The organism is Bradyrhizobium sp. 155, from assembly GCF_023101105.1.
Classification (GTDB): domain Bacteria; phylum Pseudomonadota; class Alphaproteobacteria; order Rhizobiales; family Xanthobacteraceae; genus Bradyrhizobium; species Bradyrhizobium canariense_D.
Genome location: NZ_CP064705.1, coordinates 370,813 through 383,648, shown reverse-complemented (window position 1 = coordinate 383,648; position 12,836 = coordinate 370,813). Strand labels below are relative to the sequence as shown.

8 protein-coding genes and 1 pseudogene are annotated in these 12,836 nt (G+C 58.1%); 7 read left to right on the top strand and 2 right to left on the bottom strand.

Features of this window, described 5'->3' with window-relative positions; all coding sequences use genetic code 11:
* Positions 1–34 precede the first annotated feature (34 nt).
* A pseudogene (locus tag IVA93_RS39220) lies at positions 35–1,887 on the top strand (TRAP transporter large permease).
* Positions 1,888–1,931: 44 nt separating this feature from the next.
* On the opposite strand, the gene IVA93_RS39215 reads toward IVA93_RS39220, so the two are convergent.
* Positions 1,932–2,690, bottom strand: a complete 759-nt coding sequence (locus IVA93_RS39215) for an SMP-30/gluconolactonase/LRE family protein (RefSeq protein WP_247299944.1) — start codon at positions 2,688–2,690, stop codon at positions 1,932–1,934.
* Between the two features lie 188 nt (positions 2,691–2,878).
* On the opposite strand from IVA93_RS39215, the gene IVA93_RS39210 reads away from it, so the two are divergent.
* The 6 genes from IVA93_RS39210 (at position 2,879) to IVA93_RS39185 (ending at position 10,813) form a co-directional block, all read left to right on the top strand.
* Positions 2,879–3,481, top strand: a complete 603-nt coding sequence (locus IVA93_RS39210; protein ID WP_247285523.1) for a helix-turn-helix domain-containing protein — start codon at positions 2,879–2,881, stop codon at positions 3,479–3,481.
* A 164-nt stretch (positions 3,482–3,645) separates the two neighbouring features.
* Positions 3,646–4,155, top strand: a complete 510-nt coding sequence (locus IVA93_RS39205; RefSeq protein ID WP_247299947.1) for a 2-hydroxychromene-2-carboxylate isomerase — start codon at positions 3,646–3,648, stop codon at positions 4,153–4,155.
* Positions 4,156–4,903: 748 nt separating this feature from the next.
* Positions 4,904–6,253: a pyridoxal-phosphate dependent enzyme gene (locus IVA93_RS39200; RefSeq protein WP_247789986.1), complete on the top strand. Its 1,350-nt coding sequence runs from the start codon at positions 4,904–4,906 to the stop codon at positions 6,251–6,253.
* A 3-nt stretch (positions 6,254–6,256) separates the two neighbouring features.
* Entirely contained in the window at positions 6,257–7,006 is a 750-nt protein-coding gene (locus IVA93_RS39195) for a VTT domain-containing protein (protein WP_247299952.1), read from the top strand.
* A gap of 91 nt (positions 7,007–7,097) precedes the next feature.
* Positions 7,098–7,991, top strand: coding sequence for a transporter substrate-binding domain-containing protein (locus IVA93_RS39190; RefSeq protein ID WP_247789985.1), 894 nt, complete (start codon positions 7,098–7,100; stop codon positions 7,989–7,991).
* 80 nt (positions 7,992–8,071) lie between these two features.
* On the top strand, positions 8,072–10,813 hold the full coding sequence (locus IVA93_RS39185; RefSeq protein ID WP_247789984.1) for a putative bifunctional diguanylate cyclase/phosphodiesterase: 2,742 nt from the start codon (positions 8,072–8,074) through the stop codon (positions 10,811–10,813).
* A gap of 391 nt (positions 10,814–11,204) precedes the next feature.
* Here the strand turns inward: IVA93_RS39185 and IVA93_RS39180 are convergent, their stop codons facing one another.
* Positions 11,205–12,752 (bottom strand): Fic family protein, encoded by a 1,548-nt coding sequence (locus tag IVA93_RS39180; protein WP_247299958.1) that lies wholly within the window; start codon positions 12,750–12,752, stop codon positions 11,205–11,207.
* Positions 12,753–12,836: the final 84 nt, after the last annotated feature.

The following is a 12,836-nucleotide window of genomic DNA, read 5'->3' as shown; positions in this document are numbered from 1 at the left end:
CAGTATGAGCCATACGCCGCACGTCGATGCCGGCATGGCGGCCGGCAGATCTCAAGGGGACGCGCGCAGTTGGGTGGTGACAGCGAACAGGATACTTGGCCACGTCGTCGCAGTCCCGGCGGCACTGCTCGTCCTTGCGGAGATCGCAGTCCTGTCCTCGGGCATCGTGGGTAGATACGTGTTCCGCTCGCCGATCGTCTGGTCCGACGAGCTCGCCGGCATTCTCTTCCTCTGGCTCGCCATGCTCGGATCCGTGATCGCGTTCCAGCGCGGCGAGCATATGCGGATGACCGCCATTGTCGGCGTTCTCAGTGCGGAACTTCGCGCGTTCCTGGACGTCGTCGCAGCAGCGGCATCGCTGGCATTTCTCGTGCTCGTCGTTTGGCCGGCCTATGAGTTCGCCGCGGACGAGGCGTTCGTCACGACCCCGGCGCTCGAGATCGTCAACACCTGGCGTGCGGCGGCGCTGCCGATCGGGATCGGGCTGATGCTGATCGCAGCCGTCCTCCGGCTCATCCGCATCGCGAGCCTGCGCAGCTTGCTGGCCTCCCTGGCGATCGTCGCAGGCATCATCGGGACGTTCGTTCTGCTGGCGCCGGTCTTGAAGCCGCTTGGCAATCTGAATCTTCTGATCTTCTTCGTTTTCGTGGTCGGCGCGATGGTCTTTGCGGCGGTGCCGATCGCGTTTGCATTTGGCCTCGCCACGGTCGGCTATCTTGCCCTGACAACCGGCACGCCCGACGTCGTGATGATCGGACGAATGGACGAGGGCATGAGCCACCTGATCCTGCTTGCCGTGCCTCTCTTCGTCTTTCTTGGCCTTCTGATCGAGATGACGGGCATGGCGCGCGCCATGGTCAGCTTCCTGGCGAGCCTTCTCGGTCACGTGCGTGGCGGACTGCACTACGTGCTGGTCGGGGCGATGTATCTGGTCTCGGGCATTTCCGGCTCCAAGGCGGCTGACATGGCTGCCGTGGCTCCTGTGCTGTTTCCCGAGATGCGGCAGCGCGGGGCCAAGCCCGGCGATCTCGTTGCGCTCCTGGCCGCGACGGGCGCGCAGACCGAGACGATTCCCCGTCACTGGTTCTGATCACGATCGGCTCGGTGACCGGTGTGTCGATCTCGGCGCTGTTCACCGGCGGGTTGCTTCCGGGCGTGGTGCTCGCGCTCATGCTCGCGGCCGTGGTGTGGTGGCGATACCGCCGCGAGGACCTGTCCCACGTCAAACGCGCGACGGGGCGAGAGATCGGCCGCGCCTTTGTGATTGCGATTCCGGCCATAGCACTGCCATTCGTGATCCGGACCGCCGTCGTTGAAGGCGTTGCGACGGCAACAAAGGTCTCGACCATCGGCATCCTGTACTCCGCCTGTGCGGGTCTCTTCATCTATCGGCAATTCGACTGGCGCCGTATCTATCCGATGCTGGTCGAAACGGCTTCGCTGTCGGGGGCGATCCTGCTCATCATCGGCGCGGCGACGGGCATGGCTTGGGCGCTGACCCAGTCGGGATTCTCAGCCTCGTTGGCAAAGTTCATGACCGGCCTTCCCGGCGGCGTCCCTGTCTTCCTAGCGGTGACGATCGCGACCTTCGTGATCCTCGGCAGCGTGCTGGAGGGGATCCCGGCCATCGTATTGTTCGGCCCGCTCCTGTTCCCCATCGCGCGGCACGTGGGGGTGCACGACGTCCACTACGCGATGGTGGTCGTTCTCGCGATGGGCATCGGCCTATTCGCGCCACCGTTCGGCGTCGGCTACTACGCGGCTTGCGCCATCAGCCGCATCAACCCGGACGAGGGCATGAAGCCGATCGTGGGCTACATGATCGCGCTCTTGATCGGCACCCTGATCGTTGCAGCCGTGCCCTGGCTATCGATCGGCTTCCTTTGAGCGTCGGCGGAACGCCTCGCGGGACAAAACCGTGAGGCGCCTCGTCAGGCGAATTTCGGCAGATACAGCGGCAGCCCTTCGCAGGGCATATCGATCTCCTCGACCTGGCCCTTGCCGACTTCAGTGACACGCAGCTTCTTGCCCTCGAGTGTAAAGGCACAATTCGTCGGCTGCGGCCCATCCAGGATCAGCCGGTCGACGACTTCGCCCCGTCGGTCCAGCACCGTGACGTTCTTCTGGTTGTAGACCGTGCAATAGAGGCGGCCATTCGTCCCGAAGGCCATACCGTCCGGCCCTTTGAAGTCAGGATTGGAATCAGGCTGCAGGACGTTGCCGAAGACCGCACGTTTCGGCGAGGCTTCGCCGAGCACGTCGTATCGGTAGATCTCGCCGGTGAAGGACGCGTTGGCATAGAGCTGATTGTCGGGACCGAAGGCAATGCCGTTGGTGAACCGGATCTTGCGATCGAGCACGCGCAGGACTTTCATCGCCGCTGGATCGATCTCATACACACGGCCGTCCCAATCAAGATTCATATAGTCGTCGACGAAGGCTTGCCCGTTGATGAAATCCTCAGCAGCCATGCCGGAGTCGGTCATGTAGAGCAGTCCATTCGGACCGAAGCAGAGATCGTTCGGGAACAGAAAGCGGTCGGCACCTTCGCCCTGCATGCGCCGGATCTCGTTTCCGCTTTCGTCGATGCAAATCAGCGCCCGAAGACCGGCTTCTGCGATCCAGATCCGGTCGTGACAGTTTTTTCCACGTGTAGTCTGTCGGGCACCTTGTTGCCCAGAGGGAACCATATATCAGTCCGTCACTATTGAAATGGCGCGCTATAACGGACTAAGACGAGGTGTGCTCATGACGAGCGCGCGAGGCCTACCGCTCCGCGCTGGACCTCTTCGTTCATTGACAAAGCACATTCAGTCGCCACGATGCTTGGGGAGACAAAAAATCGTGGAAATCTGGTCTGCCAGTCCGGTGATGAAGAATGATGAGCAAGAAGACAATTCGGACGACCAAATTCGAAGCGAGTGTTTCAGAGCAGCTGCCGGCGGGACGGATCGGCGCTCGTTTGCGTGCCTGGCGCCGCAACAAGAACATGACACTCGACGAGCTGGCTCTCGCGACGGGACTGAACAAAAGCTTCCTGTCCCGGATCGAGAAAGACGCCAAGGCACCGTCGATCGCAACCGTGATGAAGCTCTCTCGTGCTTTGGACATTCCCGTGGCGCTGCTATTTGGTGAACAGGTCGCGGACTCGGACATCCATCTGGTTCGTACAGCGAACCGGCAGCCGGAGGAGGATCCGGTCCATGGATACTCTTTTGTATCCCTATCGCCAGCGGGGCCGGGCCGACGGGCGGAAGCTTTCTTAATGACGCCGCCGGCCCACTTCAGTGAGGCAACCTACGCAGAACATTCCGGCGAGGAGTCGCTCTACGTCATTACGGGCCGCGTCGAAGTGAAGTTCGCGGACCGCAGTGTCGTCATGGGCCCCGGAGATTTCCTGCAGTTTCCGGGGCACCTCGTTCACCACGTGCGGCGGGTTGGCGCCCGCGCAACCGTCCTTATCGTCATTAGCCGAGACTGATCCACGCCCACCACCTTCCGAAGGCCTGATGCTATGCTTGATCAAGATGCGCCATTCATCGACTACTATGTCTGGCTGATGTCGGACTGGGCCTATTTAGGGCAGGTCAGATTGTCACAGATAACCGCGCGTCACGGAGTTCGTGTCACTATATCCCAATGCGCATGCAGGATGTCTATGCAGCAAGCGGCGGGATCGTTCTTGAAAAGCGTTCATGGCAGCGACGCGACTATCGCATCGAGGAGCTTAAGCGTTGGAGCGAGCGGCTCGGGATGATCGTCAACATCGAGCCTTCCTATTTTCCTGTCGACGTGGATCTTGCGTCCTGCATGGTAATTGCGGCGCAAAACCAAGGCTTGAATGTCGACACTCTCGCGAACGCAATGATGCGCGCGATTTGGGTCGAGGACGAGAACCTCGCCGACCGCGACACGCTGCTGAGAACTGCGGATCGCGCCGGTTATGACGGTTTGACGCTGTTGGAGGGGGCGGCAGGTGCTGCCCGCCTGGAATACGTATCCAATACCTCTCGCGCATTGGAAGCTGGTGTCTTTGGATCGCCGTTCTATGTCTTCAAAGGCGAACGGTTCTGGGGGCAGGATCGGCTGGATATGCTTGAAGAGCGACTGATCCGCACAAAAGGCGCTCCGCTGGGGCGCAGGCCGCAAGCCTGATTCATTTCGAGTGTCTGAGCCGATCCGACGTCGACGCGGTCACCGTGTCGGCTTCAGCGGACTGTCGGCCCAACTGCGGGCAGGCGGCTCGGCAGCGGGTCGTCTTCCAAACAGTACAAGCGTAGCACAACCGCCCCTCGTTGGAGTCGTCGGCACGCTGGCATTGGCTTGCCGCAGGCCGGACACGCATTCCGGATCGGAAAAGCGCTTGGGTCTGGTGTTTCTCACCGCGACTATGAGTCAGCCACTCTCGTTCGCAATTGTTCGGGCGCGGTGCTGGCCAAGGCGCCAGCTGATCGTGCCGTGCTTCGGCGCCTACACCAACGACGTGCGGAGATTGCGCAACAGCCGAGTGGCGCCAACGCCGGATACAATAGGGGCGCAGACGGGAAGTGCGCGCGCACTAGCAAAAAGGCCCCTTCTGATCCACTTTCCGGCCGACCCGGAGTATATCTCTTGATGCGGTCCGATGGGCGAAGCCCTTGCGCCAAAACAACAATACGGCGGGGCTAATCGCCGTACTGCCAAGCTGGTTTGAGCTAGATTTGATACTGAGCACGCCTTCAACGCGTCTGCGTTAAGCAAACCTTTCATATTTCGCCCGTGAGCGCGCATGCGGATTGGAATAGGGTTAAAAAAGCGTTAACCTGAAGCTACACCGAGTAGCATCCAGGCAATGAACCTCTCTCGCCGGAACTTCATGCAAGCGGCCCTCCTAGGCGGTGCCGCGCTGAGCGGAGGTGCCGCGTTGAGCGCGGTCGCCACCCATCAACGTCGCCCCCTCCCGTTGTCGCCGCTCCCGCACGCCGCTGATCTTGCCGGCTTGGCTCCCTCGTCCGCAGCGTTGAAATCGCAATCCTTGGCACTCGGTAGATTCTTTCCGTCCCTGCTGGATCCCGATGCCGCAGGCGGTCCTTTCATCGGCAACACGCTCTCCGGCGATAAGTCATTTGCCGATTACGTTCGCCAGGGCGAACCCGGTAACTCGGTTTTCCTGAGGCAGGCTGACGGCCGCGCCACCATTCCATGGACCCCCATTTTCTTGAGGGAAAACAACCAGCTATTGCAGTTGCCGTCATCTGTGACGCGACAAATAGACTGCTCTGATCTTTTGGTGATGAATGAGAGCAGTGCGCGTTATCCCGTCTTTGGCAACAAGGCGCGGAAGTACGAATTCCTGCTCCCGAATCTGAAGTGGTCCGGCTCCAAGCGTTTAGGGACGGTTGGCGCGGTCTCTAGCAATCATGCTCTGCAGTTTGCCCTAGCCAATCGTGTGGCCGATTTGACCGGTGACGGACAGCCGCTGAATTGTGCCCTGGACTTGGTGCTTTTCGAGGTGCCGGGAGCTACCACGGACATGGCGCGGCTGGGTATTTTGCGAGGCCTGGTTGAACACGTTGCCATAGCCAAGAACAACATTGAATTGGTGGGCCAAGCTTCCCAGGAATATGCGAGAAATTGGCTACATTCGGATACGGATTCGCTCGTTCCCCCAGGCGGCTCGAACGACCTGAGTGTGTTGGGGCATATGAATGCGATTGCCGAGTTGGCGCAGTTCCTTAGCGCCGCTCAGGCGTGGAGCGCACCGCCCGACGTGATTTTTGTCGCCATGGGCAGCGGCTCGACGGTCTTGGGCCTTCTCCTGGGCGTCCATTTGATGGGATGGAAGACCAAGGTCGTGGGAGTGGCCGATCAGGACAAATCATATCTGACGCGATGGCTTGTCAACCGGCAACCCTCCTTGCCATTTGTGGAGGGGAATGTTGCCAAACTCGCTCGCAGCACGGTCCAGTGGCTGCAGCAAATCCGCTTTCCAGGCATCTCCCCTGATGTGCTTCGCGTGATGCAAGACGAGATATTCGTGCCGGATTCCACCAGCTGGCAGCCCGGCTACGGCTTGGTCGAAGCCGCCGACGTTGCGTGGGCGAACGAGTTGGAGGAAGCCGGACTCATCCTTGATCCAGTCTTCACTTTGAAAGCATGGCGCTCGTTGCTCACCATGTCTAAAGCGGGGGCGCTCAAGAACAAGAAGGTTCTTTTCTGGAATACTTACAACAGCTTTGATTACATGCCGCCTCTTCTATCCAGCTTGGGATAGCCGATGCGTGGTTACCAGCCATTGATCGTCTATATAGCAGTCGTCATGTTTCTGACGCTGGCATATCTTGCATCACCTATTTCGAGAGAGGCCTTTTGGCAGGTGTTTCCGGGGCTTGAAACAATGGCCCAAGCGCATCCACTCGGCACCGCTGTGGCGTTTCTGGTCACATCCACTGTCCTTGCATTTCTGTCCTTTCCCTCCATGCCAATGATTTGCCTGGCCGCCGGTTTTTACATGGACGGGTTGGAGGGAGGCGCCACCGTGCTGCTCGGCAGTGCCTTTGGCGGTTTGAGCGCGTTTCTCTTCTATCGAAAGCACATTCAACGTCGCAGCGCTTCATTATGTCAGCAATCGGCTGTGAGACTCTGGTTGACCTTGCTCGGACTACGCCTCTCGCCGCTGGTGCCCGCACCACTGGTGAATTTCATTGCCGCGATGCTTGACGTCACCCCTCTTCAGTACCTGACGACCAGCATGTTGGGCGGCGCGCCGCTGGTCCTGTTCTATGCGCAAATAGGGCAGCAAGGGCATCACTTATTGTCCGGCGAAACGCCGCATTGGCAGCAGTTTTCCGGATACTTGACCATATTATGCTTAAGCACGCTGTTGAGCGCGATGGGTCCGTGGCGGTCGGTGCTGAACGACCTCAAGAAACTGAAAGGCACGCCCGGATCGAACAATCTTCCGTTGCACTCAGCACCTGGCCTGCAATCAATCCTTTACCGACAAACTGGTTTTTCCGAAAACTGAAATCTACTTTGTTGTATTTCGCCATCCTTTCTTAAACTCACAGCTATAGATTGCAGGCGCTTCTACTGGCACAAAGGTAAAGAGCGCCTCCATGTCCCTGAAACGCTTTGTCCGCGGGTCGCTAAGCGGCGCCATGGTCTTCCTTTTCGCGACTTCAGGCTGGGCAGCTGATCTTGCAGAGATCAAGCAGCGAGGCGAAATCCGCCATCTTGGCATCCGCTACGCCAACTTTGTGACCGGCGCGGGGGATGGTTTGGACGTCGAGCTGATGCAGGGCTTCGCCAAAAGAATTGGCGTCTCCTACAAGCTTGTCTACTCAGATTTTTATTCGGTCATCCGCGACCTGCTCGGCAAGGATGTGGTGCGCAAAAATGGCGAAGTGACGCTGGCCGGTGACTATCCCATCAAAGGCGATGTGATATCGAGCGGCTTCACCGTGCTGCCCTGGCGTGAGGCCATTCTTCTATATTCCGAGCCGACCCTTCCTTCGCAGGTTCTCTTGGTGGCACCAGCCGAGTCTGATCTGCAGCCTATCCAGGACGGCGCGGATCTTGCGGCAGACATCGTCAACACCCGGAAGGCGATCGGATCCAAGAGCGTACTCGTGATGGAGCGCACCTGCTTGGATCCATCCAATTACGGCCTGGTCAACGTCGGTATCGATTTAAAGGCTTACAACAAGAGCGCCAACCTGAACGAGATGGTCCCGGCCATGCTCAACAAAGAGGCCGAATTGACACTGCTCGACGTGCCGGATGCCATTCTGGATTTGGGCAAATGGGCGGGCAAAATCAAGATTCTGGGGCCGATCTCCGAGCAGCAAACGTTGGCAACCGCCTTTCCGAAGGACGCTCCAGCTTTGCGCAATGAATTCAACGCGTATTTGAGCGAGATCAAGGCCTTCGGCTTCTATGACCGGCTGGTGGACAAATATTATCCAGGCATCCGTCGATTTTTCCCGGAATATTTCGCGAAAACGAATTAATGATATCTTCGCTGATTAGATTCAGTCGATCGTTAGCGCCACGCTGGCTCTTGATAGCGGCAGCGGCGTTTCTGCTGTCGATGTTTTATCTGATTGGCAATCTCTATACGTCGCAAGTGGAGTTGCGGCAAAACGCCGATGCGCGTCTGGTGTCGCTCGGTGAAGCGCGCGCCGCGGAGGTCAGCGATTTCTTAGCTGAACGGCGGCAAGCCGCGGCACGGCTCGCAGCCAGCGAGGACATTTCCAACTATTTCAGCAATCTCGATCTCGGAATGTCCGTCAAATACGGCCTCTTCGCCAATTTGGCTGCAATCGAGCGCCGCTTTCAGGCGACGATGGTTGAGGAGAAATATCAGGGCCAAGCCGCCTATTTGCGGCTGGCTTTCTTCGATCGCAACGGCGTGGCGCAAGTTGATGTCGGCTCGTCCAGCGCGACGACAGCTTCGCCGGGGCGTAACGCCCTGGCCGAACCATATATTCAGATTGACGACAAGCGCCGCCTGATTGTGGTCAGCGTACCGGTACTCCAGAAGGGCAAGATAAGGGGAACGGTCGAGACCGTGAGCAGTCTCAATCTACTTTCCTCATTGGTGTCTACCAACGACCTCGGCCAGCCGCGCGAATTCCTCCTGGGAGACGATGGGCAGGTGCTGCTCCCGATCGAGCGAGAGCACTCGGCCGTTGTCACCGAAGGCCCCTCGCTAGCCAAGATTTCGTCTGGCCGCATACAACCGCTGTCAAATCTCAGCGCTTCCGAACTGAAAGGATATCTCGCACTTCGCTCGCCAGTTACCGGCACTCGACTTTCCGTCCTGAGGCTGGCCAGCGAGGATGAGCTATACGGTCGTACGCTTTCACCCCTCTCCGTTTTTTATCTTGGCCTCTTCGCCATCGTGCTATTTATGCTGGCGATCGGCTTCGAGCGAATGCGTCAAAATGCGGCGCGGTTACAAATCAAGTTCGTGGAGTCCAATCGACATCGAGCGGAGTTGGCCGAAAACAATCTCGCTCTCTCTCAAGAGATCAGGCGGCGCGAAGCCATTGAGGCCGACCTGCAGCGACAGAGAGAGGCTCTGGACAAGTCAAACTCTGAATTGCGCATAGCCGCGGCTGCTTTCAATGCTCAGGAAGGCATGATCGTCACCGATACCAAAGGCGTAATCTTGAGTGCCAACCGCGCCTTCGTGGGCTTAACCGGCTATACGATCGAAGAATTGGTGGGACAAACCCCGAGACTGTTCCGGTCTCATCGGCGTGATGGTGAATTCTACCGCAGTATGTGGGGTTCCGTTCAAGCAACTGGCGGCTGGCAAGGTGATATGAGTCTCAGGACCAGGAGCGGCGAAAACTGTGCGCGCTGGCTGACTATATCTGCTGTGAAAAACGAGACGGGCGAGGTCACCAACTACATCGGCTCGTATTATGACATTTCTAAACTGAAGCACGCTGAGGAAAAGATCCAAGAACTCGCTTTCTTTGACCAGCTAACAGGCCTGCCGAACCGCGTCCTGCTGATCGACCGCGTGCGCCAGGCGGTCAATGCGAATATCCGTAGCAACTCCTACGGCGCCTTGCTGTTCATTGATCTGGACAATTTCAAGACACTGAACGACTCGCTGGGTCACCACATGGGCGATATGCTGCTGAAATGTGCGGCTCAGCGCCTCTCGCATTGTGTGAGGGCGGATGACACAGTTGCCCGCTTTGGCGGCGACGAATTTGTCGTTCTTCTCGCCAATCTGGGTACACAGAAAGCAAAGGTCGCAGCCTTACAGGCGGAAGCGATAGGCGAAAAGATACTCGCAGCCTTCACCGAGGTCTTCCAACTCGATGCGTATGAATATCCCTGTACCGCAAGTGTTGGCGTGACCTTGTTTTCGACTGATGAGTGCAACGTTGACGAGTTGCTCAAGAGAGCCGATCTGGCAATGTACGATGCGAAAACGGCGGGGCGAAATGGCCTGCGGTTTTTCGACCCGGCCATGCAGACTATGATTACAGCCCGCGCTGCCCTCGAGACCGATCTACGAGAAGACCTTAAGAAGGAACGGCTTTTGCTGCATTACCAGCCGCAGGTCGATCACGAAGGAAGGCTGCTGGGGGCAGAAGCGCTGGCGCGCTGGCCGCATGCGCATAAAGGGATGATTTCTCCTAGCGAATTCATCCCCGTCGCAGAAAGCACCGGCCTCATCCTTCCGCTCGGCGCCTTGATGTTGAAGACCGCGTGCCGTCAGCTGGCTCGCTGGTCAAGCGATCCGGCGACCGAACGCCTGACCATCGCAATCAATGTCAGCGCCCTGCAGATGCGTCAGAAGAATTTTGTCGAAGAGGTCCGCGCGATCATTGAGCAAACCGGCGCCAATCCCCATCGCCTCAAAGTCGAACTCACTGAAAGCACATTAGTCAGCAACGTCGACGATGTGATCGCCAAGATGGGCAAATTGAAAGCGATTGGCATCGGCTTCAGCCTCGATGATTTCGGAACCGGCTATTCAGCGCTTTCATATCTGAAGCGTTTGCCGCTTGACCAGCTCAAGATCGATCGCAGCTTCGTCAAGGACGTTCTGGTTGACTCTAATGACGCCGCGATAGCCCAGATGATCATAGCGCTTAGCAGAAGCCTTGGCCTTTCAGTCATCGCCGAAGGCGTCGAAACGGAGGAGCAATATGCGTTCCTGGCGCGACATGGACAGCTCAGTTACCAGGGCTATTTGTTCGGACGGCCTATGCCGGCCGAGGATTTCGTGAGTCTCGCCCGAGCTTTCTCGCCACGTCACGGTTTGAAGCGGGTACGCGGGTCGGTCAATCGGGCTTCCGCATAGGCCGTCGCCGGGAGACGCCAATTGCTGTTGTTTCTTGCTCGTTTTGAGTGGCGAAGCAGCCGTCCGAATGCAACCGACACAGCCAAAGCCCAATCGAGGCCATAGCGCCTGCTCGTGGTCCAAATCGGCCGCGCCCCGGCAATGTCGCGCCTGCTCGCATTATGTCGTCGATCATCGGTGGTTCCTCTGGTTGCGTTGTTGCCGTTGGCGTGTCGCAACCCGATCCTACCGGAGAATTTCCGGTGGCCAGGCAATGGCGCCCGCCTGCTACGGCGCTATTAGAGGCGCACGACCGGGTGGCTTTGCTCTACCGAGCTACACCACAACCGTGGACACGACCCGTACCACCGCTGGAAAGAATGGGCTTCCTGTCTCTGCGCAAGACGCGCCGTTAGTCACTTAAGGCTCCGCTTTGACCGAATGAGTCCGCGTACAATTGCTCAAGTTTCACAACTTCATCTTGAGTGAGCTCGGCGAATTCGTTCTCTCGTGCCCGCTTTGAAAGTCTTCCTTGATTCTGTCGCAGAAAGCCAAACAGGTTGTTGAGCGTTCGCTCGGGCATGTCGATGATGTTTTCGACTCCGGATCGGAACATATCGAAGTTGCGCAGGAAGCTCGTCTCATTCGGAAGGTCCAGCTCAATCGTCTGGCGTACACATTCGTACAGAAATTCGGCATGCGGGGTCGCGTCGAAGAAGCGGTAAAAATCCCCGGTGTCGTTCAAAACCTTCACATTATTCTTTGGGGTCGCTTCCCATTGTACGCACGGAAGTAGCCTGCTGGAATAGCTTTCCAGCACGCCTTTGTACTCGGCGATCCGGTCTAGAATCGCCGACGACACTGGAAAATGGACCCCGGCCGGATTAAATCCGCGCCGCGCGAGGACATGATGCATCAGGTATCGATGGATGCGTCCGTTGCCGTCCTCGAATGGATGGATATAAACAAAGCCGAAGGCGAGCACCGCCGCCGCGATAATGGGATCGAGCTCGTTCTCGGCGGCGAGGTCGAATGCGATCAATCCTGCCATAAGAGAGGCGATGTCTTCATGCCTCGCGCTGATATGGTCCGGGATAGGGCGCTGTGTATCGCGGTCATGCTCTCCGACGAAGCCGCCTTCCTGCCGGAACCCGAGCTTCACGAAACGCTCGTCTCCGATGACGATGCCTTGCAGGCGCAAAAACTCCTGCTCATCGAGCGGCGCGCGTCCAGCCTCGCCGATGGCGCGTCCCCATCTTTGAATGCGATCCTGAGGCGGCCTTTCGCCTTCGATGATGTAACTGGACTTTGAATCTTTCAGCAGCAGAAAGGCGGCGGTCCGCGCGAGCAAATCCTTCGGGACTTCGCTGACGACAGCGCGCGCGCGCTCCTTCCAGTTCTGCGCGAGAAATTGGTTCAGCGCGGCCGTCTTGAAAACGAGCGGACAAAATTCCGGGGTGCCGGGAAGATTGTTGCGAACGCGATGCCGGGCGGAATTCGTGCCAACCCCTCCGAACTGGAGGTCGGTATCGATGGCGTCTACATATGAGACCTTGTCTGTAAGCGACAGATTCAGCTCGCGGCCAAGCAACCACTCGTACAGAAACCAGATGCGGCGTGTGTAAATTCCGGTCGGCTTCTGCCGGACAAGCTCCGCGATGTCACCCTCGTTAACGACTAGGAAAAGCCGCTTCAGGACGGAAAGATCGACTCCTTCGTTCTTGAGGGCAAAAGTCAGGTGTCCCTCAAGCGAGGCCTGGGGAGCATGGCGAGGCGTGTAGATCCGCCAACCATCCTGTTCAATGATGCGGTGCCGGGCTCCGATGGCCGAAAGGGTGCGGGGGACCGGCACGGCCAGCTTGTAAGTGTCGATGAGCGCGGCATAACCCGCGGGGACAGCGGGCTCAGGCAATCGCCTATCGTGAAAAACATTCACCGATCCTGAAAATTCTGCGCTCACTTACATTCCTCTGAAAAACATTCCCCGTCCTCGAATTTTGGTCACTGAGGGCTTGGATTTCGAAAATCCATCATACCACGTGAA

What these genes read in the sequence shown, in the direction of transcription:
- IVA93_RS39195 (WP_247299952.1), top strand. Translation starts at nt 6,257, where the DNA reads ATGCGTGGTTACCAGCCATTGATCGTCTATATAGCAGTCGTCATGTTT.
- IVA93_RS39190 (WP_247789985.1), top strand. Translation starts at nt 7,098, where the DNA reads ATGTCCCTGAAACGCTTTGTCCGCGGGTCGCTAAGCGGCGCCATGGTC.
- IVA93_RS39205 (WP_247299947.1), top strand. Translation starts at nt 3,646, where the DNA reads ATGCAGGATGTCTATGCAGCAAGCGGCGGGATCGTTCTTGAAAAGCGT.
- IVA93_RS39210 (WP_247285523.1), top strand. Translation starts at nt 2,879, where the DNA reads ATGATGAGCAAGAAGACAATTCGGACGACCAAATTCGAAGCGAGTGTT.
- IVA93_RS39215 (WP_247299944.1), bottom strand. Translation starts at nt 2,690, where the DNA reads ATGGTTCCCTCTGGGCAACAAGGTGCCCGACAGACTACACGTGGAAAA.
- IVA93_RS39185 (WP_247789984.1), top strand. Translation starts at nt 8,072, where the DNA reads ATGTTTTATCTGATTGGCAATCTCTATACGTCGCAAGTGGAGTTGCGG.